The following is a 24,771-nucleotide window of genomic DNA, read 5'->3' as shown; positions in this document are numbered from 1 at the left end:
GCGAGGACGGTTCCGCACACGGTCCCGATGAAGGTTCTCTGAGAAACCGGGGCAATCGGAACTCCGTACCCGGGCCCGTCCGTCCTGCATACGGGATGAACAAGACAATCAGGCGCGCCTCGGTCTTCTGTCTGCTGATGGTGCTCGCCCTCCTCGGTCGAGCCACCTATGTGCAGTTCTACAAAGGCCAGGCCCTCGCGGACGACAAACTGAACCGGCGGAACACCATCGCGGAGTACTCGCAGCCGCTCGGGGACATCATCGTGGCCGGATCACCGGTCACCGGCTCGGAAAGGACGAAGAGCGGCGACCTCTCCTACCAGCGCAGCTACCAGGACGGACCGATGTACGCGCCCGTCACCGGCTTCGCCTCGCAGGTGTTCGGATCGACGCAGCTGGAGGGGATCTACTCCAAGGTCCTCGACGGCAGCGACCCGCGCATGCAGAACCCCTTCGACGCGCTCACCCGACAGCGGGCGCCCGGCGGGGACGTCCTGACCACCATCGACCCCGCGGTGCAGAAGGCCGGATACCAGGCGCTCGGCAACAAGGAGGGCGCGGCCGTCGCGATGGACCCGAAGACCGGCCGCATCCTCGGCATGGTCTCCACACCGTCGTACGACCCCTCGAAGATCGCGGGTTCGTCCGCGGCGGACGGCGACGCGTGGAAGCAGCTGTCCGAGGACAAGAGCCAGCCGATGCTCAACCGGGCGCTGCGCCAGCCGCTGGCGCCGGGCTCCACCTTCAAGCTGGTGGTGGCGTCGGCGGCGCTCGAAAACGGCCTCTACCCGGACATCGACGCGAAGACGGACAGCCCCAACCCGTACCGGATGCCGGGCACGACGACGGATCTGCGCAACGAGTCGGCGTCCGCGCCCTGCGAGAACGCCTCGATCCGTACCGCGCTCGAATACTCCTGCAACAACGTGTTCGGCAAGATGGCCGTGGACCTGGGGCAGGACAAGGTGCGGGCGATGGCCGAGAAGTTCGGCTTCAACGACTCCGCGCTGGACGTACCGGTACGGGCCTCGGCGAGTGTGTACCCGAAGAACATGGACAAGTCGTCGACGGCGTTGTCCGGCATCGGCCAGTTCGATGTGACGGCGACCCCGATGCAGATGGCGATGGTCTCCGCGGCCATGGCGAACGACGGAGTGATGTCCTCGCCGCACATGGTGTCCAAGGTGACGGACTCCAAGGGGAGCACTCTGCAGTCCTACCCGGACTCGGACGGCAAGCGGATCATGTCTTCGAAGACGGCGCAGCAGATGCACGACGCGATGATCTCGGTGGTCACCGACGGCACCGGGTCCAACGCGAAGATCGGCGGCCTGGAGGTCGGCGCGAAGACGGGGACGGCCCAGCACGGAGTGGACAACTCCAAGACGCCGTACGCCTGGTTCACCTCGTTCGCCAAGGACCCGAAGACCGGCAAGGAGGTCGCGGTGGCCGTGGTCATCCAGGACTCCGACGCCGCGCGCTCCGAGGTCAGCGGCAACGGCCTGGCGGGCCCGGTCGCCCAGGCGATGATGAAGGCGGCGCTGGCGGCACGGTGACGCACGGCGGTGAGGGCCGCGGTGGCACGAGGGGCCCGGTCCGGGGCACGCGCCCCGGACCGGAGGGGGCCTAGGGCAGGAAGTACATCGGGTTCGGGATCTTGTACGTGTTGTCGGCGTAGCCGCCCGAGAGGTCGGTGTACTGGTCGCCGAGGTTGGCCACGATGTTGTAGCCGAGCGACTCGATGTGCTTGCGGGTGCCGGCCTTGTAGTCGACCGTCGAGCAGGTCCAGGTGGGCTTCGCGCAGCTCAGGTACGCCGGCGGGTTGGCCTTGTCCTTGAGGAAGAAGTGCGCGGGGTCGACCGGCACGTCGTAGCCGGCCTTGGTGAGGTTGACGGCGCTCGCGGTGCGCTGCGAGGCGTCGCGCCCGGTGAGGAAGAAGACGGTGACGCCGTTCTCGGCGGCGTAGTTGACCAGGTCGGGCATGCCGAACACGGCGATCGACTGCGCGCTCTGTACGTACGCGTCGAACGCGGCGGCGTTGTAGGCGAAGCCGTTCTTCTTCTCGTAGTCGTAGGTGAGCAGCGTGGTGTCGTCGACATCGAGCACGATGGCGGGCTTACGGCCGTCCCGCCCCGGGTGCTCGGCGGCGTGCTTGATCTGCCGCTTGGCGCGGGCCTCGATGCCCGCGACCTGCTTGGCGTAGTTGCTCTTGGGCGACGCCTGGAAGTTTCCGGAGGCGTCGGCCGTGCCGCCGTAGTACGCGTTGATCTTGTCCTCGACCTTGGTGACGTTGGGGATCTCGCGGTCGGACTTGGGCACGGAGTTGTCGGCGGAGGCCGTGCCGACGCCGTAGGCGGCGATGCCGGTGAGGGCGAGGGTGGCGGTGGTGGCGGCGGCTTTGGTGAGAATGCGCATGCGCGCTTGTCTACGCGCATCACACGCGTCCCGCCAGGGGCAATGCGGATTTCTTTGCCGCACCGTGTCCTACCCGGGGTAGCCCCGGGGCGGCCCGCGTCCCGCCCCCGCCTCCAGCTGCCAGACGTCCTTCCGCGCAGTTCCCGGCGCCCCCAACTCCCGCCTGGACGGCGGGCCGTGGGGGGGGGCCGCTCGGGTTCAACTCGGGTTCCAAAAGGGGGCCTATCCCGCCACCCCGGACCTCCGCACCGCCTCGAGATCCGCGTCCGACGCCAACCCCGCGTGGTAGAGCCGCAGTTCCGTCGCCCCCGACGCCACCACCCGGGCCACGTCGTCCGCCAGGGACAGGGGCCGGCCCCCCATCCCCGACACCACCGTGAGGTTCGCCGCGAGCACGGCCGCCGGACTCGGCGCGCCCACCGCCGCGAACGGCTCAAGCAACTCCGGCCCGCCCGAACAGGGCACGACCACCCCGTCGGCAACACCGAGAACGTGCTCCGCGTCCACCCCCACGTTCGCCCCGCACCGCGATGCCCGCGGATCGGCGTGCAGGAGCACCTGGAACCCCGCGCCGGCACGGGCCCGTACCGCCGTCACCACCGCCTCCTGGAGCGCCCGCGCCACACCCGTACGGAAACCCAGCGTCGCCGCGAGCAGTCCGGCGCCGGCCGTGCCGACCTCGCCGCCCCGCCACACCGGCTCCAGGGCCCGCCGCACCCGCGCCTTCAACTCCTCGGCGCCGAGCCCGAGTTCCTCGTAGCCCTGGCCGCACGAGGGACAGAAGCAGAGCGACATCAGGTACTGCGCGGTGTCGTCGAGGGCCACGCCCGCGACCTTGTCGTGGGCGTGCGGATGGGCGAGGCCGTACCAGCCGCACGACTCCAGCTCGGCGCCGAGCGCCCCCGGCCGCACCGCCGCCTCCGCCGCGAGCGCGACGAGGAACGCGCGCACCCGGGGCTGTGCGATGCAGGGCGCCCACGGGTAGCGGTCCCCGTAGGCGTTGACGACCGAGGTCCCGGGATGCTCCGCGCCGAGCCTGGAGTTGTGTGCCAGCACGACCCAGGAGTGGATGTCGAGCCCGGCCGCGGCGAGGGCCTCCGCGGCCCGCCCGAACGCGTCGCCCGGCGCCCAGGCCCCGGCCGCGTACGGTCTCAACTCGGCTCCGCGCCAGTGCAGTTCAGCCATCGGGTACAGCACCGCCGCATGGTCGGCGGTGACGATGCGATGGCCCGGGTGACGGGGTGTCAGGGCCCGGGTGGAGTGGTAGGCGGAGGCGAGCGTCACCTGACTGACGCCGAGGTCGGCGATCCGGGCCGGGGCGTCGGGGTCCCCGATCACGTCCCAGGGGTAGAGGAACGCGGAAGTCTTCACGCACCCACCCCGGCCGCACCGGTCCCGGCCGCACCGAACCCGGCCCCGCTCGCGTCCGCGTCGGCGTCCGCGGCAAGCAGCGCACGTCCCCGCTCGATCAGGACGGCCAGCTGCTCGACATGGCCGGGGTCGGGCTCGCTCAGCGGCGGGCGGACCTCGCCGACGTCCAGGCCGCCAAGGCGCACCCCTGCCTTGACCAGCGAGACGGCATACCCCCGCCCCTGGTTGCGCAGTTCGACGAGCGGCACGAAGAAGCCGTCGAGCAGACGGTTGGCCAGCGCGTCGTCGCCGGATGCGAGGGCCCGGTGGAAGGCGAGCGCGATGTCGGGAGCGAAGCAGAAGACGGCGGAGGAGTAGAGCGTGATGCCGATGCCCCGGTAGGCCGGGCCGGTGAGTTCGGCGGTGGGCAGCCCGTTGAAGTACAGCGTGTCCAGGCCCGCCGACCGTACGGCGCTGACGATCCGCTGCATCAGGTCCAGGTCGCCCAGCCCGTCCTTGAACCCGATGATCCCGTCGACGCGGGCGAGGGCGACGGCGGTCTCCGGGGTGAGCACCGCGTTGTCGCGCTGGTAGACGATGACGTCGAGCGAGCTGGCCGCGGCCAGCTCGGAGTAGTGGCGGAACAGGCCCGCCTGGTCGGCGACGACGAGGTAGGGCGGCATCGCGAGCAGCCCGTCCGCCCCGGCCTCCTCCGCGAGCCGGGCGTACTGGACGGCGAGCGCGGTCCCGTATCCGGCACCCGCGACCACGGGCACGCGGCCCGCGCACTCCTCGACCGCCGCGGCGACGCAGGCCCCGAACTCCTGCGGGGTCAGGGCGTGGAACTCTCCCGTGCCGCAGCAGGCGAACACGGCGGCCGCGCCGGCCTCGACGCCACCCCGCACATGTGCGCGGAAGACGTCGAGGTCGAGGCCGCCGCCCGGTCCGTACGCGGTCACCGGGAAGAACAGCGGCCCGCTGACGTGAGTGAGTCGGGCGGCGAGCGGGGCTGAGGTCACGGGCTGCTCCCTGGGCAAGGACCGTCGGGCTGAAAACCGTCGCGCATCGTCGTGCGGCGGTCGTGCGGTGCCGTCCGGCTGTCGCCCGGCACCTGTCCTCCGTCACACGATGTACACGATTCTGACTGTCGTCCACGTCTATGAACACCCCCACGCTAAGCCCGCGCCCTTGCGACGGTCAAGGTGAACAGCCGTGGCGCACAGGCCGATTGAGGACCGCGGTGCGACACTTGACTCGACACGGCCAGGCTCCTTAGCGTGTCCATGCATGTGAATGATGTCCATGGATGTATTACGCGGACGGTCGTGCCGCCACCGGCCCGAGCTCCGTCCGGACGGCCCCGCACCCGAGGAGAGCCCATGCCACGACCCCGCACCCTCCTGCTCACCGGCGCCGCCGGGGGGATGGGCACCCTGATGCGGGGGCTGCTCCCGGCGTACGGATACGAGCTGCGGCTCCTGGACGTACGGCCCGTCCCGGGCGAGCCGGGCGCGATCACCGCCGACCTCGCCGACAAGGACGCGCTGCGCGAGGCTGTTCGCGGGGTCGACGCGATCCTCCACCTGGCGGGGATCTCGCTGGAATCGTCCTTCGAGAAGATCCTCCGGGCCAACATCGAGGGCACGTACAACCTCTACGAGGCCGCGCGCGAGGAGGGCGTACGGCGGATCGTCTTCGCCTCGTCCAACCACGCGGTCGGCTTCACCCCCCGCCCCCAGGGCACGGACCCGCTGATTCCGGTCGCCGCCCCGCACCGCCCCGACACGTTCTACGGCCTGTCCAAGGCCTTCGGCGAGGATCTGGCCCAGTTCTACTGGGACAAGCACGGCCTGGAGACCGTATCGGCCCGCATCGGCTCCTGCTTCCAGGAGCCCACCTCCGTGCGCATGCTGTCGATCTGGCTGAGCCCGGGCGACGGGGCGCGCCTGTTCGACGCCGCGCTGACGGCCGAGGACGTCGGGCACACCGTGGTGTACGGGTCGTCCGCCAACACCCGTCTGTGGTGGGACCTTTCCCCGGCGCGGGCGCTGGGCTACGAGCCGCGCGACGACTCCGAGCAGTACGCCGGGAAGCTCCTCGCCGAGCAGGGCGAGCTCGACCCGGAGAAGCCGGAGGGTTCCCGGCTCGGCGGCGAGTTCACCACCGACCCGCCGATCTGGCCGCACTGACGCCGAGGGGCGCGAAGGGGCGGCGGCCGGGGCGGGGAGGGCGGCGCGGACCTCGAAACGGGGCGGGCCGCGAAACGGCGCGGGCAGCGAAAGGAGGGCGGGCATTCGATCGAGGCCCGTCGGACTTCCTCGCACCCGATGAGGTTCATCAGGTTCATCGAGGTTCAAGGAACCGTAAAGCGGCGTCGCTCGTTTCCGGGGCATGACCGCAATGACCCCTGGCTCGAACCTCCCGCTCCCGACCACCCGTGTGACGGTGGACGTGGCCGCCCCCGTACGGCTGGACGTCTCGGGCCTGCTGCTCACCGCAGACGGCAAGGTGCGCTCGGACGACGACTTCATCTTCTACAACCAGCCGCAGGGCCCCGGCGTGACCCACCGCTCGGGCGGCGGCACCGCGCCCGACGCGATCGTGGTGGACACCGCGGCCGTGCCGCCCGGCATCGAGAAGATCGTGGTGACCGCGAGTCCGGACGCGGCGGGCCAGACGTTCCAGGGCATCGAGCCCACGGCCACCCTGCGCAACGGGGACGACGGCGCGGTGATCGCCTCGTTCACGCCGCCCCGGCTGGGGACCGAGACGGCTCTGGTGGTCATGGAGATCTATCTGCGCGGCGGCGCCTGGAAGGCCCGCGCGGTGGGCCAGGGGTACGCCAACGGCCTCGCCGGGATCGCCACGGACTTCGGGGTCTCCGTCGAGGAGGAGCCCACGCCGGCCCCGGCCGCGCCCCCGATGCCGGCCACCCCGCCGGCCGACCCCCGTCTCACCGCCCCGGCCCCGGCGGCTCCGGCGCCCGTGGCACCTGCGGCCCCCGCCCCCGTCGGCACCGGAAAGATCAACCTGGACAAGGGCCGGGTCAACCTCCAGAAGAACCAGACGGTCTCCCTGGTCAAGGGCGGCCGTCCGTTGCTCTCCCAGGTCAAGATGGGCCTGGGCTGGGAGCCCGCCTTCCGCGGCAAGGACATCGACCTGGACGCCTCGGTGATCGCCTACGGCCCGCAGCGCAACCACCTGGACAGCTGCTACTTCGGCAAGCTCTCCATCCTGAACGGTGCGATCAAGCACTCCGGGGACAACCTGACGGGTGAGGGTGCGGGTGACGACGAGGTGATCGTGGTCGACCTCGGCCGCATCCCGGCGGAGGCCACGGGCCTGGTCTTCACCGTGAACTCGTTCTCCGGCCAGAAGTTCACGGAGGTCGCCAAGGCGTACTGCCGCCTGATCGACGCGACGAGCGGTGAGGAGCTGGTCCGCTTCGACCTGACGGGCGCGGAGCCGCAGACGGGCGTCATGATGGCCAAGTTGATCAAGCAGTTCTCCGGCGAGTGGGAGATGACCGCCCTGGGCTCCTTCGTGAAGTCGCGCACGGCGCGAGGCATGGTGAAGCCGGGGGCGGAGGCACTCTAGGCAGGGCGGCCGGGGGCTCCGGCCCCCGCTCCCCGAATCCCCTGAATCCCTTGATTTCGGGGCGAGTTGTATGTGATCCACTGGATGCATGACGACACCTCGCACCCTGTATCTGTTCTGCTCGGCCGCACCGCCGGTGTTCGATGTTGCCCGGGTCGTCGAGGAGGCCCAGGCCGACGGCTGGGACGTCTGCCTCGGGTTGACCCCCACCGCGGCGGAATGGCTGGCAGGCTCGCTCGACGGCCTGGCGGCGCTGACCGGTCACCCGGTGCGCAGCCGGTACAAGCTGCCCGGGGACCCCGACGTCTGGCCTCCCGCGGATGTGATCCTGTTCGCGCCGGCCACCTTCAACACCGTCAACTCCTGGGCTCTCGGGCTGACTTCGAACTTCGTCGTGGGGGTCGTCGCGGAAGGCCTCGGCAAAGGGATACCCGTGGTGACGATGCCGTGCGTGAACGCCGCGTACGTCCGGCATCCTCAGTTCGAGCAGTCCGTGGCGACGCTGCGCGGGGCCGGGGTGACCGTGCTGTACGGCGAGGGCGGCTTCGTCCCGCACGCGCCGGGCGGGCAGCGCCCGGAGGCCTATCCCTGGCGGCTCGCCCTGAACGCGGTGTCCATGCCAGGCACCCCCTGACAGCACCCCCTGACAGCACCCCCCGGCAGCACCCCTGACGGCTCGCCCCGGCCCGAGGTCGAATAGGAGGCCGGGCGAGGCAGGCTGCCCCCAGCACCTGACCCACACCTGTCGGAATCCCACAACACCCCCCGGACAAATCGCTGCCTCCACACCATCCCCGACCGCCCCCGCCCCTGACAGGGTCGAAGGATGAGCGATCTTGCAGAAGTACTCGTCACCGGCCTCGGCGCGATCACCCCGCTCGGCGCTGACACGGCCTCCACCTGGGCAGAGATGCTGGAGGGAACCTCGGGAGTGACGCAAATCGAGGAGGAGTGGGCGGCCGGGCTGCCGGTGCGGGTCGCGGCCGGTCTTGCCGTTGACCCGCTGTCGCTGCTCACCCGCGTCGAGGCCCGCAAGCTTGACCGTTGTGAACAAATCGCGATGATCGCCTCCCGCGAGGCCTGGCGGGACGCCGGCACCCCCGAGGTCGCGCCGGAGCGGCTCGCGGTGGTGATCGGCACCGGCACCGGCGGCGTACTGACCACGCTCGGCCAGGACGACACGTTCGAGCGGGGCGGCGCCCGGCGGCTCTCCCCCTACGCCGTGCCGATGCTGATGCCGAACGGACCCGCCGCCTGGGTGTCGATGGAGCTCGGCGCGCAGGGCGGGGCCCGTACGCCGGTCAGCGCCTGTGCGTCCGGGGCAGAGGCGATCGCGATGGGCCTGGACCTGATCCGTGCGGGACGGGCCGATGTGGTGGTGGCGGGCGGCACCGAGGCGTGCCTGCACCCCTTCACCATCGCCGCGTTCGCGCAGATGAAGGCCCTGTCCACCCAGGACGGCGACCCCGCCGCGGTGTCCCGGCCCTTCGACGCCGACCGCAGCGGATTCGTGATGGGCGAGGGCGCCGGCCTGGTCGTCCTGGAGCGGGCCGGGTTCGCGCGGGCGCGTGGGGCGCGCGTGTACGGGTCGGTGGCGGGCGCGGCCGTGACGTCCAGCGCGGACCACATCACGGCGTCGGACGTGGCCGGGCAGGTCCGGGCGATCGAATCGGCACTGAGGGACGCGCGGTTGGGCGCCTCGGACATCGGAGTGGTGCACGCGCACGCCACCTCCACGCCGTCGGGCGACCTCGCCGAGGCGGAGGCGGTGGCCAAGGCGATCGGCACGCATCCCGTGGTCACCGCGACCAAGTCGATGACCGGGCACATGCTGGGCGCGTCCGGCGCGGTGGGCGCGATCGCGGCGCTGCTCGCGCTGCGCGACGGCACCGTACCGGCCACCCGCAACCTGGAGCGCCTCGACCCCGCGGTCTCCCTCGACGTGGCCGCGGGCGAGAACCGCCGGGGCTCCTGGGACGCGGCGCTCGCCAACTCCTTCGGGTTCGGCGGGCACAACGTGAGCCTGGTGCTCGGCCGCGCCTGACACCCCACCCCGCCCCGCACGCGGCCCGGCCCCCGGACACGCCCCGGCCCCCTGACCGGAAGGATCAGGGGGCCGGGGGAAGCGGCCCGCACGCGAGGCGGGAGAGCCACACGTGCCCGGCCCCGAGTGACGCCTCACGTTGGACAGGGCTTCGCGGCATCCCGCACGCGGACGGGATCAGACGCGGGAGCGGGCCTTGAAGGCTGCCTTGCGCGCGTCCTTGGCCGTGGACTTGTCCGGGTGGAGGCGGCCCATCGCCTCCAGGACGTCCGCGGTGGCGGGGTGCTCCACCCGCCAGGCCGCGTCGAAGAACCCGCTGTGCTGGCCGACCAGGCCCTCGACGAGCTCCTGGAGCTCCTCCAGGTCGCCCTCCACGGCGAGTTGGGCGGCGATGGTGTCGATGGCCAGCCAGAAGATCATCGTCTCGGACGGCGGCGGCACGTCGAGGGCGCCGCGCTCGGCGAGCCACACGCGGGCCAGGCCGCCGAGTTCGGGGTCGGGCAGGACCTGGCGCACGGCCGGCTCGGCGGAGGCGCCGGTGAGGGCGAGCGCCTGCTGGCAGTGCAGCCGGCGCAACGGGCCACCCGCGTCATTGCCCCGGGCCGCGGCGAGCAACTCGCGCGCGGCGTCGGCCGGTTGGCGCCGGGCCAGCCACTGCTCGGTCTCGGCGCGGGCCGAGAGCTCGGGGAAGTAGGCGATGCCGTCGAGCAGCGCGTCGGCGCCCTTGTCGGCCAGGTCGCCGACCGCAGGGGCGTCCACCCCCGCCTCCAGCATCCGGGCGCGGACACCGTAGAGGCCGAGCGGAGTCAACCGGACCATGCCGTAGCGTGCGACGTCCTCGTCGTCGACGGGCGGCGCCGGCTCGTCGCCGACCTCGGCCATCAGGGCCTCGTCGACGGGCTCGTACTCGACCAGGCCGATCGGCTCCAGGAGCCGGAACTGGTCGTCGAGCCGCATCATCGCGTCGGAGACCTGCTCCAGGATGTCGTCGGTGGGCTCGCCCATGTCGTCGGGGACGATCATCGAGGCGGCGAGCGCGGGCAGCGGCACCGGGCCCTCGGGGGTGCCGCCCTCGCTGACGGTGAGCAGGTAGAGGTTGCCGAGGACGCCCTCCAGGAAGTCGGCCTCCTCCTCCGGGTCCCACTCCAGGCGCTCGAAGTCGATCTCGCCGTCCTCGCCGACCAGGTCGGCGAAGTCGTCGATCATCGGGGCGGTGGCGTCGGCGAAGACCACGTCGAAGGCGTCGAGCCAGATGGCGAGCACGTCGGAGGGCGAGCCGGCGGTGAGCACGCCGAGGTTCTCGCCGATGGAGGCGGTGCCCTCGCCGTCCTCGTCCTCGTCGCCGGAGGCCCCGGGGGCGTCCTGGACGTCGACGAGGCCGGTGTCGACCGCGACCCGCCAGGCCTCGCTCGCGTACGCCGGACCGTCCTGGTCGTCGCCCAGGCCGAGTTCGGTGGCGGCCGCGGGCAGCTGCTCCTCGACGAGTTCGCCGCCCGCGCCGACCCGGGTGTCGGGCCCGGCCCAGCGGGCGAGCCGCACGGCACGGGCGAGCAGCGGGGCGGACAGCGCGTCCCGGGCCAGCTCCGCCTCGGAGTTCAGCCGAACCGGCGGCAGGGTGGGGCGGTCTCCGGACATCTGGGGGTACTCCTCGGCCGTACGGTCTGGATGCTCTGGTCGCGCTGGGTCAGCGGTGGCGAGCGGCACCCAGCGTAGACGCATTTCACCGGGTTTCGTTGCGCCGGCCGTCCGCACCCGGCCCGCGCACCGCCGGGCCCGCCCCGGCCCCGCCCCTTCGCGGGCGCCTTCCCCAGGGGTTCATCTACCCGTCGGTAGTCGTCCACCCGGCACCTCTTGACAACTCCCCTTCCCAGACAAGAGATTGACGCGCGTAGAACCGCACCGCCGCATGTACGCCTGTTTCCCTCATCACCCTCGGAGTACCTGAATGCCCGTTCCCAGAACCGCCGCCGTGTCCGCCGTGGTCGCCGCCGCGCTCGCCGCCGGCCTGGTCTGTGCCGCCTCCTCGCAGGCCGCCCCCGCCGCCCCCGTGCCGGCGAAGATCCACGACATCCAGGGCACCACCCGGATATCCCCGCTGGCGGGCCAGCAGGTCACCGGCGTGACCGGGGTCGTCACCGGGGTGCGCACCTACGGTTCCTCCAAGGGCTTCTGGTTCCAGGACACCCGGCCCGACAAGAACCCCGCGACCAGCGAGGGCGTCTTCGTCTTCACGAGCTCCAACCCGACCGTCGCGGTCGGCGACGCGGTGGAGGTCTCGGCCACCGTCACCGAGTACGTGCCCGGCGGCCTCGCCTCGGGCAACCAGTCGGTGACCGAGCTGTCCAAGCCGACCGTCACGGTCGTCTCCTCGGGCAACGCGGTGCCCGCCCCGGTCGTCCTCGACGCCCGCTCGGTGCCCGACCGCTACACGCCGAACGGCGACCCGGCGGCCGGCAACAGCGTCAACGGCCTGACCCTCCGGCCGAAGAAGTACGCCACGGACTACTACGAGTCCCTGGAGGGCATGAACGTCCGCATCGGCACCTCGCGGGTGGTCGGCGCCACGGACCCGTACTCCGAGCTGTGGGTCACGGTGAAGCCGCAGGAGAACCGCACGGCGCGCGGCGGCTCGCTGTACTCCTCGTACCACGACCAGAACACCGGGCGCCTCCAGATCCAGAGCCTGATCCCGACGGCGCAGCAGCCCTTCCCCACCGCGAACGTCGGCGACACCCTGACCGGCAGCACCGAAGGCCCCCTGGACTTCAACCAGTTCGGCGGCTACACCCTCACCGCGCGCACCCTCGGCACGGTCAAGGACAACGGCCTCAAGCGGGAGGTGACCCGCAAGCAGCGCACCGGCGAGCTGGCGGTGGCCACGTACAACGTGGAGAACCTGGACCCGACCGACCCGCAGTCCAAGTTCGACGCGCTGGCGCAGGGCGTGGTGACCAACCTCGCCTCGCCGGACATCGTGGCCCTGGAGGAGATCCAGGACAACAACGGCGCGAAGAACGACGGCACGGTGGACGCCTCGGCGACCGTGAAGAAGTTCACGGACGCGATCGTCGCGGCGGGCGGCCCCGCATACCAGTGGCGTTCGATCGACCCGGAGAACAACAAGGACGGCGGCGAGCCCGGCGGCAACATCCGCCAGGGCTTCCTGTTCAACCCGGAGCGGGTCTCCTTCACCGACCGGTCCGGCGGGGACTACAAGACCGCCGTCGAGGTCACCGGCACCAAGGGCCACCCGGCCCTGACCCTCTCCCCCGGCCGGATCGACCCGGCCAACCCGGCCTGGGCGGACAGCCGCAAGCCGCTGGCCGGCGAGTTCGTGTTCAAGGGGAAGACGGTCTTCGTGATCGCCAACCACTTCGCGTCGAAGGGCGGCGACGAGAGCCTGGTCTCGCAGCACCAGCCGGTGCCGCGCTCCTCGGAGGCCAAGCGGCTCCAGCAGGCGCAGGCCGTCAACGCCTTCGTGAAGCAGCTGCTCGCGGTCGACAAGCACGCGGACGTCCTGGCCGTCGGTGACATCAACGACTTCGACTTCTCGGGCACGACCAAGGCCCTGGAGGACGGCGGCGCGCTCCGCTCGGCCTACCGCACGCTGCCCAAGAAGGAGCGCTACTCCTACGTCTACCAGGGCAACACGCAGGTCCTCGACCAGGTCCTGACCAGCCCCGCGATCCGTGGCTTCGACTACGACAGCGTGCACATCAACGCGGAGTTCGCGAACCAGACCAGCGACCACGACCCGCAGATCATCCGCTTCCACCCGTAGCGGTACGCGCTCGGGCGGGTGGCCGTCAGGCAGCACGGCGACCGCCCGCCCGAGCGGGAAGACGGCCAACTCCCGCCACCCGAGCGGACGTTGATAGCGTCCGGGTCCATGACGACCAAGATCCCGAACGACAGCGCCTCCGTGATCCCCGCCGACCACGAGGACCTGCTGACCCGTCCCCTCTTCGTGCACCTCGCGACCAGGGGCCCGAGCGGCTCCCCGCACGTGAACCCCGTCTGGCAGCTGTGGGACGGCGAGTTCCTGCGCTTCACGACGACGACCACGCGCCGCAAGTACAAGAACGTCGTCGCCGACCCCCAGGTCGCCGTCTCGGTCAACGACCCCGACCAGCCCTACCGCTATCTGGAGGTCCGGGGCACGGTCGAGCGGATCGAGCCCGACCCGACGGGTGCCTTCTTCGACGTCCTGGCCAAGCGGTACGGCCTGGAGTACGAGGGACCGCTGGACGACGCCGAGCGCCGGGTGGTCCTGGTCGTACGCCCGGAGCGCACCACCTCGTAGCCCTCCGGGCGGGCGGGGCTCACACCAGGTTGCCGCCGCCGTCCACGAACAGCACCTCGCCCGTGATGTACGAGGCGTCGAGCAGATGGACGATGGCGTCGGCCACGTCCTCGGCGCTGCCGGTGCGGCGCAGCGGGACGGAGTTCTCCACGTGCCGCTTGGTGTCGGCGGAGCCCTCGACGCCGTCGTACCAGGGCGTCTCGATGAAGCCGGGGGCCACCGCGTTGACGCGGATCTCCGGGCCGAGCGTCCTGGCGAGCAGCCGCGTCAGGTGGTTCACGGCCGCCTTGGAGACGGCGTACGGGATGGAGCTGCCGTTCGGCCGGACGCCGGCCTGCGAGGACACCGTGACGACGGCGCCCGCCCCGCTCGCCCTCAGGTGCGGGGCCGCGGCGGTGATCGTCTGCCGGACGCCGAGCACGTTGACGTCGAAGATGTCCCGCCAGACGTCCGGGCTCGCGGCCGCGAGGTCGTCGTGCGGGATGAAGCGGGTGGTGCCGGCGCTGTTGACCAGGATGTCGAGCCGTCCGCAGGCTTCGACCGTCTCCCGGACCAGGCGTTCGGCCTCGCCGTCGACCGAGACGTCGGCCTGGATGTGGACGGCGCCGGGCAGTTCGGCGGCAAGCTCCTCACCGGCCCGCGGCGAACGGGAGTTGATCACCACGCGGACTCCGGACGCGGCGAGCCGGCGGGCGGTGGCGGCGCCGATGCCCGAGGAGGAGCCGGTGACGAGGGCGACTCGTGCTTCGCTCATACTGCTGTTTTCCCTACGTGCGGTGTTCGGCCGCGCCCGCCGGAGATCATGCCACGGCCCGGCGCGGCTCCCCGGCACCGGCATCCCTCAGGGACCGAACGGCAGAGCGGAGTGGTGCGATGGACCGCGCGGCATTGAGTCGCAGGAGCTTCCTCGCGGCGGCCGGAGCGGCCGGCGCGGTCGCCGCGGCGGGAGCGGCGGGCTGCGCGCCCGGCGGGCATCCGGGCGGCGAAGGCGACGCCCGCTCGTCCGCCCCGAAGCCGCCGGTGCGGGAGAACGACCGCCCGGGCGACGCGAGTTGGCGTCTCACCCGCCGGGGAGCCGAGCACGAGGTGGAGGGCTACGCGGACCGCACCAGTGTCGCGTCCGGCGACCCCTTCCGCCTCCATGTGCACACCACCGCCGAGACGTTCCGCGCGGAGGCGTTCCGGATGGGCTGGTACGGCGGGACGCTGGCCCGCAAGGTGTGGGAGTCGGGTCCGCTGAAGGGCACGCGACAGCCGGCCGCGAAGGTCGAGCCGACGACGTACACGGTGTCGGCCGGCTGGCCGGCCACGACCGAAGTCCCCACCAGGGGCTGGCCCGAGGGCTCCTACCTGATCCGCCTCACCGCGGACAGCGGCGGCCAGCGCTACGTTCCGGTCACCGTCCGGTCGGCCACCACCAGGGGCCGGGTGGTGATCGTCAACGCGGTCGCGACCTGGCAGGCGTACAACGAGTGGGGCGGCCACAGCCTCTACAACGGGCCGACCGGCGACGACGCGGACCGCTCGCGCGCGGTGAGCTGCGACCGCCCCTACCACGAGGACGGCGACGGCCTGTTCCTCACGTACGAGCAGCCGGTGGTGGCGCTGGCGGAGAAGCTGGATCTGCCCCTGGCGTACGTGACGAACATGGACATCGACGCGGACCCGCACCTCCTCGACGGAGCAACTGCCGTGCTCTCCCTGGGACATGACGAATACTGGACGCAGGCGATGCGGGACCGGGTGACGGCGGTGCGCGACCGGGGCACGAACGTGGCCTTCCTCGGCGCGAACGCCTGTTTTCGCCGCATACGCCTGGAGGGGACCGCGCTCGGCGACCGGCGTCTGATCGTCTGCTACAAGAACGACTGGCCCAAGGACCCGGGCCGCCGCGAGGGTGAGCCGCCGACCACCAACTTCCGCGAGCCCCCGCACGCCCAGCCGGAGAACTCCCTGACCGGCACGCTGTACGAGTCGAACCCGACCACCGCGGACTACGTGGTCACCTCGCCCGGCCACTGGCTGTTCGAGGGCACGGGCGTACGACAGGGCTCGAAGTTCCCCGGGCTGGTGGGCACGGAGTACGACCGGGCGAACGGGATCGGCACGACCCCGCGCCCGATGGAGGTCATATCCCACTCGCCCCTGACCTGCCGCGGGGTCCGCTCCTTCGCCAACTCCGCTTATTACACGGTGAGTTCGGGCGCGGGCGTGTTCAACACGGGCACCATGCGATGGGTGCAGTCGACGGTGGGCCGGGGCGGGCACGGCATCGACGCGACGACGGCGAGGTTCACGTCGAGGGTGACCGAGAATCTGCTGCGCGCCTTCGCGGCGGGCCCCGCGGGGCGCACCCACCCGGCGAAGGACAACCTCGACGCGTTCCACCCGTACGCGGGAGATCCGACGTGGTCGAAGCGGAACCTGTGGTGACACTTCAGCAGAGCTAAGGCGACCCGGCAAACAATCTAAGTGGACGTTAACCGTCGAGGGCGGCAAGACTGCGGCATGACAACCTCACGCCCACCCTTCCCGCCGCCGCGCCCCTTCGGGCGCGCCCTGTGCGCCATGGTCACACCGTTCGATCCGGCGTACGGGCTCGACCTTCCGGCCGCACAGGCGCTGGCCGTGCACCTGGTGGACAACGGGTGCGACGGACTGGTCCTGAACGGCACGACCGGAGAGTCGCCGACGACCTCCGACGAGGAGAAGACGGCGCTGGTACGGGCCGTGGCGGAGGCGGTCGGCGACCGGGCCTCGGTCGTGGCGGGGGTGGGCAGCCCCTCCACCGCGCACACCGTCGCACTGGCCCGTGCGGCCGAACGGGCGGGCGCGGACGGCCTGTTGGTGGTGACCCCCTACTACAGCCGGCCCCCGCAGGCCGCCGTCGGGGCCCACTTCCGCACGGTGGCCGACGCGACGGGGCTGCCGGTGATGCTGTACGACATCCCCGGCCGTACGGGGACGCGCATCGAGGTGGAGACGATGCTGGGGCTCGCCGAGCACGAGCGGATCGTGGCGGTGAAGGACTGCGCGTACGACCTGCTGGGGTCGACGAAGGTCATGGGCCGTACGTCGCTCGCCTACTACTCGGGGTGCGAGGAGCTGAACCTTCCGTTGTACGCGGTGGGCGGCGCGGGGTATGTGAGCACGGTGGCGAACGTGGCGCCCCGGGCGATGTCGGCGGTCCTTGACGCGTTCGACGTGGGTGCGGTGGCCGAAGCGGCCCGCCTCAACCAACTCACCCTCCGCCTGGCCGAGTTGATGATGGCCTCGGGCCTGCCGGGCGCCGTCACGGCGAAGGCGGTCCTGGGCTTTCCGGTACGGGGGCCCTTGCAGGGGGCGGGCGAGGGGGTGGCGGCTCGGCTCCGGGCAGCGCGGGATGCCCTCACCGGGTGACCTCGTCGACTGCGGACCGTGGCCGGGCGGTCGCGCCCCGGTGCGGGGGCGCCTACAGCCCGTCATGGGGCCCCCTGGCCCTCAAGGCCTCGGGGGAGGTTGAGGACGAGCACCGGTCAGGCGCGAACGGGGTCCGGGGCGGAGCCCCGGGGGCCCGGAACCAACCAACGCCGGGCAGCCGACGGGCGAACCCCCCGGGGTCCGGGGCCGAGCCCCGGTGTCCCCGGGCTGCCGGGCGGCCCCGGCTAGTTGTGGGCGTGCAGAACCTCGTTCAGGCCACCCCACACCGCGTTGTTCGGCCGCGCCTCGACCGCGCCCGTGACCGAGTTCCGCCGGAACAGGATGTTGGACGCGCCCGACAGCTCGCGCGCCTTGACGATCTGCCCGTCGGGCATGGTGACCCGGGTCCCGGCGGTGACGTAGAGCCCCGCCTCCACGACGCACTCGTCGCCGAGCGCGATTCCCACGCCCGCCTCGGCCCCGACCAGGCACCGCTCTCCGATGACGATGCGGACGTTGCCGCCGCCGGACAGCGTGCCCATCGTGGAGGCGCCGCCGCCGATGTCGGAGCCGTTGCCGACCACGACACCGGCCGAGATGCGGCCCTCGACCATGGACGTGCCGAGCGTGCCCGCGTTGAAGTTGACGAAGCCCTCGTGCATCACGGTGGTGCCCTCGGCGAGGTGCGCCCCGAGGCGTACCCGGTCCGCGTCGGCGATGCGTACGCCCTTGGGCGCGACGTAGTCCGTCATGCGCGGGAACTTGTCGACGGACGTCACCTGGAGGTGCAGCCCCTCGGCGCGGGCGTTGAGGCGGACGGTCTCCAGGTCGTCGACGGCGACCGGACCGAGCGAGGTCCAGGCGACGTTCGCGAGCAGCCCGAAGAGGCCGTCCAGGTTCTGGCCGTGCGGCTTGACGAGCCGGTGCGAGAGCAGGTGCAGGCGCAGGTAGGCGTCGTGCGCGTCGAGCGGCTTGTCCTCCAGGGAGGCGATGACCGTACGGACGGCGATGACCTCGACCCCGCGGCGCTCGTCGACGCCGACGGCCTTGAGCGCGCCCGCGCCGAGCAGTTCGGCGGCGCGCTCGGCGGAGAGGCGCTCGGTGCCGGCCGGGCCGGGCTCGGCGACGGCCACGAGCTCGGGGGCGGGGAACCAGGTGTCCAGGATGGTGCCGTCGGCGGCGACGGTGGCGAGTCCGGCGGCCGCGGCGCCGGTCGTAGCAGTAGCAGTCGTGTCGGTCATGACCCAAAACCTAACCGGCCACCGCCCGCCGGAGCGAACCGGTCTCAAGTGACGGGCCCGTGTCCCGCCCGGCGACGCCGTCGGGCAGCCGCCGCGCCCACAGCACGGCCAGGCCCGCGAGCGCTGCGAGCACGGCGCACAGCGGCCAGAGCAGGCCGGGTGCGGCGGTGTAGAGGACGCCGCCGAGCGGTGGGGCGAGGACCTGGCCGCTGATGGACGCGCCCGCGTACAGGCTCTGGAAACGGCCCTGGGCATGGGCGGGCGCCCGGTCGGCCACGTACGCGGTGGCGGTGGTCTTGTAGAGGATCTCGCCGAGGGTCAGCGACACCATCAGGGCGATGGCCGTGCCGAGCGAGGCGCCGGGCACCAGGGCCAGATATCCGAGCCCGACCAGGAGCAGCCCGGCGCCGATCACCGACAGCGGGGCGCGCCTGCGCAGCGCGTGGGCGGCGGGCAGTTCGAGGCAGAGGATGACGCCGCCGTTGATGGCGATGAGCCAGCCGTACACCCGGGCGTCGAAGCCGTGGTCGCCGAGGAAGACCGGCAGGGTGGAGTACTGCTGGCGGTAGACGAGGTCGACGCAGACGATCGCGGCGAGCAGCACCAGGACGGCGGGCCGCGCCCGCAGTTCCGCGCGCAGCCGCGGCGACCGGGCGGCGCTCCGCGACCGGGCGGACCGGGCAGCGCCGTGGCCGGGCAGCACCCGCGCCGCGTACACCGCGAAGAGCAGGGTCGCGACGCCGTCGGCGACGAAGAGCCAGCCGTAGGAGAACCGGGCCGCGACGAGCGCCCCGAGGGGCGGCCCGACGGTGAACCCGGCGTTGCTCGCGAAGCGCATGACCGCGAAGCCCTGGCGGCGGCTGCCCTCGGCGACACCGACCGCGATCAGCGCGGAGTTGGCGGACCTGACCACGCCGGCCGCGTACTGGGCGAGCGGCAGCGCGACGTAGAGCGCGGCGACCGGCAGCAGCGCGACCACGCAGAGGATGCTGCCGCTCACCGCGGCGCCCGCGAGCAGCGCGCGCCGGTGGCCGTAGACGTCGCCGAACCAGCCGCCGGTGAAGTTGCCGGCCACCAGGCCGATGCCGCCGATGCCGCCGAGCAGCCCGGCTTGGGCCACGGTGAGTCCGCGCGGCCCCGTCAGCCAGACGAAGAGATAGATGAAGGTGAAGCTGACGACCGCGTTGAAGAAGATGCCGCAGCACAGCAGTCGCACGCTTCTTGGCACTGCGCGCAGTGTGTTCACTCCGCCCGCCCCCCGAGCTCCGTACCTGAACCGGCTTCGTGAGTCCTTCCACCGGAACCTCTGATGGGTCCCTCAGCCGGAATCCCTAGTGGGTTCCTTATGGGAACTGACTATGGCAGCATGGTCCCCGCAGGTCAACGGGGGTCACTTGGTGGGCCGGAGACGGCCCACCAAGTGCGGGCGGAAGAATGAAGAATGGGGACATGCCTCAACGCACCCGGCTCGACGACGAGCACTGCGCCATCGCCCAGTCCCTGGACGTGGTGGGCGACTGGTGGACCCTGCTGATCGTGCGCGACACGGCGCGCGGGGTGCACCGCTTCGACGCGCTCCAGCGGGAGCTGGGCATGTCCCGCAAGGTCCTCGCCGAACGCCTGAAGCTGCTCGTGGAGTGCGAGGTGCTGTCGCGCGTGCCGTACCAGGAGCGCCCGGTGCGGCACGAGTACCGGCTCACCCCGCGCGGTCGCGCCCTGCTGCCCGTGCTGATCGCACTCCAGGACTGGGGAGACACCTGGGTGCTGGGAGAGGGAGAGACCATGGCCACCTCGACGGAGGCGTCGGGCGAGACGGCGCGGGTGCGGGAGCTGGTGGGCACTCGGCTGCCGGAGCTCCAACTCGCAGATTTCAACGGGGAGTTGCGCGACCCGGTCGCGCCCTCGACGCCGTACACGGTCCTGTACTGCTTCCCCGGCGCCTACGCCCGCGCCGATGCCTACCCGCCGGGCTGGGCCGGTATCCCCGGTGCGCGCGGCTGCACCCTGGAGTCCTGCACCTACCGGGACCAGCTGGCCCGGTTCACGGAGGCGGGCGCGAGCGTGCACGGGGTGTCGACCCAACGCCCGGACGAACAGCGGGCGTTCGCCGACAAGGAGGCCCTGCGCTTCCCGCTGCTCTCGGACGCGGACCTCGGCCTCACGGCGGCGCTGCGCCTGCCGACCTTCCGCACGGCCGGGGTGAGCCGGCTCAAGCGGCTGACCCTGGTGGTCGACCGGGACCGTACGGTGATCGAGGCGATCTGTCCGATCACCGACATCGAGGAGAGCGTGGAGGCCGCCCTCGCCGCGGTGCTGCGGGCAGGCGCCTGAGCCCCGCGCCCAGGGGGCCTCGCCCCGTGGGCCGAACCCGGCGGACCGCGCCCGGTGGATCGAGCTCAGCCAACCCGACTCGGTGGACCGGGCTCAGTGGACCGGACTCGGTGGACCGGGCTCGCCGCGCCGAGCTCAGTGCGCCGCGCCGCCGAGGTTGAGCAGGACCACGCCCCCGATGATGAGCGCGATCCCGGCGAGCTTGGCGGCGGTCATCGCCTCCCCCATGAACACCATGCCGATGGCCGCGATGACGGCCGTGCCCACGCCGGACCAGATCGCGTACGCGGTGCCCACGGACATCGACCTCAGCGTCAGCGACAGCAGGTAGAAGGCGAGCAAATAGCCGGCGCCGGTGATCAGCGAGGGCCACAGCCGCGTGAAGCCCTCGCTGTACTTCAGCGCGGACGTGGCGACGATCTCCGAGCCGATGGCACAGGCGAGCAGGACGTAGGGCATGCGGCCAAGGATATCCGTCGATGCGTACGCCCGTACACAACGATCGGTCCGGGATCGCGGCGCCCTCACGCCGGCCCTCGGTGCCGCCCGAGCCCCGGCCCCGCGTGGGCCCGAAGTGCTGCCCGTCCGGCTACCGCAGCAGCCGGGCCAGCAGGTCGCGGGCCTGGGCCTCGTCGTACGCGCCGCCGGTGAGGAGGGCCTGCAGGCAGATGCCGTCCATCACGGCGACGAGCCCCCGCGCGGTGACCGGGTCGGTGTGCCGGGCGAGCAGTTCGGCGACGGAATCCGTCCACTCGGCGGCGACGGGCCGCAGCGCGGGGCGGCGCAGCGCGGCGAGGTAGAGCTCGTACTCCAGCTCGGCGCGGGCCCGGTCGCCGGTCAGCCACTCGCCCATCAGCCGGGCCAGTTCCACGGCCAGGTCGGCGCCGGGTCCGTCGAGCCGCGCGCAGTCGCGCACCGCCGTGGCGAAGCCCTCGTTGGCCTGGCGCAGCGCCGCCACGAGCAGTTCGTCGAGCGTCTTGAAGTGGTACGTCGTCGACCCGAGCGGCACGTCCGCCTCGGCCGCCGCCGTGCGGTGGCTGAGCCCCGCGATGCCGCGCTCGGCCACGACCCGGATCGCCGCGTCGATGATGCGCCGGCGCCGGTCGGGGTCGTAGCGGCGGCCCATCAGCGGCCTCCGGTGGTTCCGGCGGCGGCGGTCGGTCCGGCCTGGTCGGGGAGCATGCCTCGACCGTACCCGCCGGTGCCGACCGCCCCGGCATGCGCCCGGTGGCGAGGGTTCAGCCGGTCACGGTGAACCAGGTGGCCCGGGACTTCTTCCACTCGGCGTGGGAGAGGTCCTTGGCCTCGGTGCCGTCGCCGTAGAGGTCGGCGGAACCGTCGTCGGTGATGAACTGCGCCCGTGCGCCGGCCTGGCTCAGGTCCGGCACGTCCACCACGGCCTCCCAGCCGCCCGGGTCGCTGGTCGGCAGGTCGGCCCGCTTGACGGGGGCGTGCCCGGCGACGCCGTCCCAGGAGTAGACCGCGTACGGGTCGGAGTTGTCGTCCGCGGCCCACGACCCGGCGACGATCAGATACTGGTCGGCGGCGTTCTTGCGGATGTCGCGGATGCTGAGCCCGCCGAGGTCGAGCTGGACGGCGGCGCCGAACACCGGCTTGGCGCCGCTGCCCACCACCTTGTCGAAGTTGGTGACGGGCACGATCAGCGCCTTGCCGCCGTTCGCCGGCGGCACGAGCGGCGCCCGGAACCCGATGTAGGCGGTGCTGGTGGAGCCGGGGGCGAACTCCAGGCCCTCCACGTTGAACCCGTCGATCTGCTTGGGCACTTGGCCGTTCGCGGTCGCGGCGGTGAACCCGAAGCGGTCCCCGTTGGAGTGGTCCCAGGCCACGAGGTCGTCCCGCAGCTTCTTGTACGAGCCGCCGAGCGCGAGCTGGGTGGCGGCGCCCGACCCGGTGACGGTGGTGGTGAAGACGGTGTTGCGGTCGGCCTTGTACTCGCCGTCCTTGTTGTTGCCGAGCGAGCCGGTCCAGTAGATCGTGTTGCCGACGCGGGCGGCGCCCTCGATGTCGATCTCCTTGGAGACACCGAGCTTGGAGCTGAAGTCCCAGGTCTTCACGGGGGCACCGGAGGCCGAACGGTCGTACAGGCGCAGCGTGTTGGACTCGTCGTCGGCCACGACGACATACCCGCCGCCCACGTCCACGGCCGCCGAGGCGTCGCTGGAGCCGGTGAAGTAGCGGGTGTCGGCGGCGTTCTGCACGGCGGCCGATGCCGCGTAGTGCAGCGTCTTGGTGGCGGTCTTGCCGCCCAGCCCGGTGACCTTGATGGTGAGGTCGGTGTAGCCGCGGGCGTGCGCGGACACGGCCAACCGGCGGCTGCTCCCGGTGCCGGTCACCTGGACGTCCCCGGTCCCGGCCACCGAGCTCTTGCTGCTGGCGGACGCGGCCACGGTGAGCGCCGAGGCGTCGGCGCCACTCTGCGTGACGGTCACATCCACCACGGGGTCGCCGGTGGCCCCGACGGCCCCCGACAGGTAGGAGGCCGAGAGCGCGATGGTCGGCGTGCCATAACTCGCCGCGTGCGCAAGGGAGTTGGGGACCAGCACGGCCAGCGTGAGAGCGCCGGAGGCGGCCACGAGCGTCCTGGTACGGCGAAGCGTCGGGTGGTGCGGCACGGGGCTGGCCTCTCGTCGGCGGGGTGTCGCCGAGTAGGTTCCGGTCGCCCCGCCAATGGCGGACGTACGCCACGGGTACAGCGGGCGAACGTCAGTCGATCAGACTCCGCTTGGGCCGCAGCACGCAGAACTCGTTCCCCTCGGGGTCCGCGAGCACCGTGAAGGTCACGTCCTCCCCCTGCCCCACGTCCACCCGCCGCGCCCCGAGCCCGATGATCCGCTCGACCTCGGCGGCGTGGTCATCGGGGTTGAGGTCGATGTGCATCCGGTTCTTGACGGCCTTGCGCTCGGGCACCGGCAGAAAACACATCCCCGGGTACGCTGTCTCGTCAGCCCCGATGACGATCTCCTCCGGATCCTCGAACAGGACCTTCCAGTCGAGGACTTGACACCAGAAACGGGCGAGGGCGGGCAGATCGTGGGCATCGACGGCAAGGTGGTACAGGGAAACGGCCATACCCGCAGTCTGCCCCGCCCGATGACCGAGCGCACGCGCACTCCCCACGCCCTCTGGGACGAGGAACTGGCCCACGCGGCCGCCGCCAATCCGGCGCTCCCCGTGGCGACGGTCGTCCGCCTGGTCGGCGCCCTGTGACACGCAGAGGCCCCCGGCACCGATGGCGCCGGGGGCCTCTGTTCACGACGAGGGGGCTCAGACGTTGAAGCCCAGCGCGCGCAGCTGCTCGCGGCCGTCGTCCGTGATCTTGTCGGGGCCCCACGGCGGCATCCAGACCCAGTTGATCTTCAGCTCACTGGCGATGCCGTCGGTCGCGGACTTCGCCTGGTCCTCGATCACATCGGTCAGCGGGCAGGCCGCCGACGTCAGGGTCATGTCCAGCGTGACGACGTTGGAGTCGTCGATGTGGATGCCGTAGATCAGGCCGAGGTTGACGACGTCGATGCCCAGCTCGGGGTCGACGACGTCGTACAGCGCCTCGCGGATCTCTTCCTCGGTCGCCGGCTTGATCGCCGCCTCCGCGTTCTCGGTCATGCCGTCTTCCTTTCGGCGACGTCACCCAGAGCCTGGGCCGTCGCGTCCTTCCACGCCATCCAGCTCAGCAGAGCACACTTCACACGGGCGGGGTACTTGGAGACGCCGGCGAAGGCCACCGCGTCCTCCAGGACCTCCTCCATCGCGTCGTCGGGTTCCAGCTGGCCCTTCGACTGCATCAGCTCCAGGAAGGTCTCCTGGATCCGCTGCGCCTCGGCCAGGTCCTTGCCGACCAGGAGGTCGTTCAGGACCGAGGCGCTGGCCTGGCTGATGGAGCAGCCCTGACCCTCGTACGAGACGTCCTCGATGCGCGAGCCGTCGTACTTCACCCGGAGGGTGATCTCGTCGCCGCACGTGGGGTTCACGTGGTGCACCTCGGCGTCACCGTTCCGCAAGCCCCGGCCGTGCGGGTGCTTGTAGTGGTCCAGGATGACGTCCTGGTACATCGAATCAAGCTTCACGTCGGT

General features: G+C 71.8%; 23 protein-coding genes. 10 read left to right on the top strand and 13 right to left on the bottom strand.

The window, feature by feature from the left end; all coding sequences use genetic code 11:
* The first annotated feature begins 95 nt into the window (after positions 1 to 95).
* Positions 96 to 1,556 (top strand): peptidoglycan D,D-transpeptidase FtsI family protein, encoded by a 1,461-nt coding sequence (locus IE267_RS06965; protein ID WP_167154105.1) that lies wholly within the window; start codon positions 96 to 98, stop codon positions 1,554 to 1,556.
* A gap of 70 nt (positions 1,557 to 1,626) precedes the next feature.
* On the opposite strand, the gene IE267_RS06960 is transcribed toward IE267_RS06965, so the two are convergent.
* The 3 genes from IE267_RS06960 to IE267_RS06950 form a co-directional block, all read right to left on the bottom strand.
* Positions 1,627 to 2,415: an HAD family acid phosphatase gene (locus IE267_RS06960; RefSeq protein ID WP_189762435.1), complete on the bottom strand. Its 789-nt coding sequence runs from the start codon at positions 2,413 to 2,415 to the stop codon at positions 1,627 to 1,629.
* A gap of 222 nt (positions 2,416 to 2,637) precedes the next feature.
* Positions 2,638 to 3,786: a hypothetical protein gene (locus tag IE267_RS06955; protein ID WP_189762434.1), complete on the bottom strand. Its 1,149-nt coding sequence runs from the start codon at positions 3,784 to 3,786 to the stop codon at positions 2,638 to 2,640.
* Positions 3,783 to 4,784, bottom strand: coding sequence for a 5-dehydro-4-deoxyglucarate dehydratase (locus tag IE267_RS06950; RefSeq protein WP_189762433.1), 1,002 nt, complete (start codon positions 4,782 to 4,784; stop codon positions 3,783 to 3,785). The genes IE267_RS06955 and IE267_RS06950 overlap by 4 nt, the downstream gene beginning before the upstream one ends.
* Before the next feature lie 360 nt (positions 4,785 to 5,144).
* Here IE267_RS06950 and IE267_RS06945 point away from each other — a divergent pair, with 360 nt between their 5' ends.
* The 4 genes from IE267_RS06945 to IE267_RS06930 all read left to right on the top strand — a co-directional run bounded on the left by IE267_RS06945 (position 5,145) and on the right by IE267_RS06930 (position 9,406).
* On the top strand, positions 5,145 to 5,954 hold the full coding sequence (locus IE267_RS06945; protein WP_189762432.1) for an NAD-dependent epimerase/dehydratase family protein: 810 nt from the start codon (positions 5,145 to 5,147) through the stop codon (positions 5,952 to 5,954).
* Positions 5,955 to 6,156: 202 nt separating this feature from the next.
* The gene (locus tag IE267_RS06940; protein WP_189762431.1) at positions 6,157 to 7,362 is read left to right on the top strand and encodes a TerD family protein; all 1,206 of its coding nucleotides are present in this window, start codon (positions 6,157 to 6,159) and stop codon (positions 7,360 to 7,362) included.
* Positions 7,363 to 7,450: 88 nt separating this feature from the next.
* On the top strand, positions 7,451 to 7,996 hold the full coding sequence (locus IE267_RS06935) for a flavoprotein (RefSeq protein WP_189762430.1): 546 nt from the start codon (positions 7,451 to 7,453) through the stop codon (positions 7,994 to 7,996).
* Positions 7,997 to 8,188: 192 nt separating this feature from the next.
* Positions 8,189 to 9,406 carry a beta-ketoacyl-[acyl-carrier-protein] synthase family protein gene (locus IE267_RS06930; protein ID WP_189762429.1) on the top strand — a complete coding sequence of 406 codons (1,218 nt, stop codon included), beginning with the start codon at positions 8,189 to 8,191 and terminating at the stop codon, positions 9,404 to 9,406.
* Between the two features lie 177 nt (positions 9,407 to 9,583).
* Here IE267_RS06930 and IE267_RS06925 read toward each other — a convergent pair whose 3' ends face one another.
* Positions 9,584 to 11,041, bottom strand: coding sequence for a hypothetical protein (locus tag IE267_RS06925; protein ID WP_189762428.1), 1,458 nt, complete (start codon positions 11,039 to 11,041; stop codon positions 9,584 to 9,586).
* 310 nt (positions 11,042 to 11,351) lie between these two features.
* On the opposite strand from IE267_RS06925, the gene IE267_RS06920 reads away from it, so the two are divergent.
* Positions 11,352 to 13,187: a DUF8508 domain-containing protein gene (locus tag IE267_RS06920; protein ID WP_189762427.1), complete on the top strand. Its 1,836-nt coding sequence runs from the start codon at positions 11,352 to 11,354 to the stop codon at positions 13,185 to 13,187.
* Positions 13,188 to 13,295: 108 nt separating this feature from the next.
* Complete coding sequence (locus IE267_RS06915; RefSeq protein ID WP_167154088.1) at positions 13,296 to 13,709, top strand: PPOX class F420-dependent oxidoreductase; 414 nt, start codon at positions 13,296 to 13,298, stop codon at positions 13,707 to 13,709.
* A 19-nt stretch (positions 13,710 to 13,728) separates the two neighbouring features.
* On the opposite strand, the gene IE267_RS06910 is transcribed toward IE267_RS06915, so the two are convergent.
* Positions 13,729 to 14,463: an SDR family NAD(P)-dependent oxidoreductase gene (locus IE267_RS06910; RefSeq protein WP_189762426.1), complete on the bottom strand. Its 735-nt coding sequence runs from the start codon at positions 14,461 to 14,463 to the stop codon at positions 13,729 to 13,731.
* A 134-nt stretch (positions 14,464 to 14,597) separates the two neighbouring features.
* On the opposite strand from IE267_RS06910, the gene IE267_RS06905 reads away from it, so the two are divergent.
* Together IE267_RS06905 and dapA are read left to right on the top strand one after the other, a co-directional pair.
* Complete coding sequence (locus IE267_RS06905; protein WP_229860789.1) at positions 14,598 to 16,142, top strand: N,N-dimethylformamidase beta subunit family domain-containing protein; 1,545 nt, start codon at positions 14,598 to 14,600, stop codon at positions 16,140 to 16,142.
* A 75-nt stretch (positions 16,143 to 16,217) separates the two neighbouring features.
* Positions 16,218 to 17,108, top strand: coding sequence for a 4-hydroxy-tetrahydrodipicolinate synthase (gene dapA / locus IE267_RS06900; RefSeq protein WP_189762424.1), 891 nt, complete (start codon positions 16,218 to 16,220; stop codon positions 17,106 to 17,108).
* 245 nt (positions 17,109 to 17,353) lie between these two features.
* Here the strand turns inward: dapA and dapD are convergent, their stop codons facing one another.
* Both dapD and IE267_RS06890 read right to left on the bottom strand, forming a co-directional pair.
* Positions 17,354 to 18,349, bottom strand: a complete 996-nt coding sequence (gene dapD, locus IE267_RS06895) for a 2,3,4,5-tetrahydropyridine-2,6-dicarboxylate N-succinyltransferase (protein WP_189762423.1) — start codon at positions 18,347 to 18,349, stop codon at positions 17,354 to 17,356.
* Positions 18,350 to 18,359: 10 nt separating this feature from the next.
* Positions 18,360 to 19,595, bottom strand: a complete 1,236-nt coding sequence (locus IE267_RS06890; RefSeq protein ID WP_189762422.1) for an MFS transporter — start codon at positions 19,593 to 19,595, stop codon at positions 18,360 to 18,362.
* 203 nt (positions 19,596 to 19,798) lie between these two features.
* On the opposite strand from IE267_RS06890, the gene IE267_RS06885 reads away from it, so the two are divergent.
* Complete coding sequence (locus IE267_RS06885) at positions 19,799 to 20,680, top strand: winged helix-turn-helix transcriptional regulator (protein WP_189762421.1); 882 nt, start codon at positions 19,799 to 19,801, stop codon at positions 20,678 to 20,680.
* 135 nt (positions 20,681 to 20,815) lie between these two features.
* On the opposite strand, the gene IE267_RS06880 is transcribed toward IE267_RS06885, so the two are convergent.
* The 6 genes from IE267_RS06880 to sufU all read right to left on the bottom strand — a co-directional run bounded on the left by IE267_RS06880 (position 20,816) and on the right by sufU (position 24,765).
* Positions 20,816 to 21,139 (bottom strand): DMT family transporter, encoded by a 324-nt coding sequence (locus IE267_RS06880; protein WP_161247507.1) that lies wholly within the window; start codon positions 21,137 to 21,139, stop codon positions 20,816 to 20,818.
* 130 nt (positions 21,140 to 21,269) lie between these two features.
* Positions 21,270 to 21,806 (bottom strand): TetR/AcrR family transcriptional regulator, encoded by a 537-nt coding sequence (locus IE267_RS06875; protein ID WP_189762420.1) that lies wholly within the window; start codon positions 21,804 to 21,806, stop codon positions 21,270 to 21,272.
* Positions 21,807 to 21,918: 112 nt separating this feature from the next.
* Complete coding sequence (locus IE267_RS06870) at positions 21,919 to 23,274, bottom strand: DUF3616 domain-containing protein (protein WP_189762419.1); 1,356 nt, start codon at positions 23,272 to 23,274, stop codon at positions 21,919 to 21,921.
* A 130-nt stretch (positions 23,275 to 23,404) separates the two neighbouring features.
* On the bottom strand, positions 23,405 to 23,770 hold the full coding sequence (locus IE267_RS06865; RefSeq protein WP_189762418.1) for a VOC family protein: 366 nt from the start codon (positions 23,768 to 23,770) through the stop codon (positions 23,405 to 23,407).
* 195 nt (positions 23,771 to 23,965) lie between these two features.
* Positions 23,966 to 24,304 carry a metal-sulfur cluster assembly factor gene (locus IE267_RS06860; RefSeq protein WP_114035888.1) on the bottom strand — a complete coding sequence of 113 codons (339 nt, stop codon included), beginning with the start codon at positions 24,302 to 24,304 and terminating at the stop codon, positions 23,966 to 23,968.
* Entirely contained in the window at positions 24,301 to 24,765 is a 465-nt protein-coding gene (sufU, locus tag IE267_RS06855; protein ID WP_167154069.1) for a Fe-S cluster assembly sulfur transfer protein SufU, read from the bottom strand. Before sufU ends, IE267_RS06860 begins: the two co-directional genes overlap by 4 nt.
* Positions 24,766 to 24,771: the final 6 nt, after the last annotated feature.

Origin of the sequence: Streptomyces xanthochromogenes (assembly GCF_014650455.1) — a bacterium.
GTDB classification, from domain to species: Bacteria; Actinomycetota; Actinomycetes; order Streptomycetales; family Streptomycetaceae; genus Streptomyces; species Streptomyces xanthochromogenes.
This window is presented reverse-complemented; position numbering and strand designations above follow the sequence as displayed.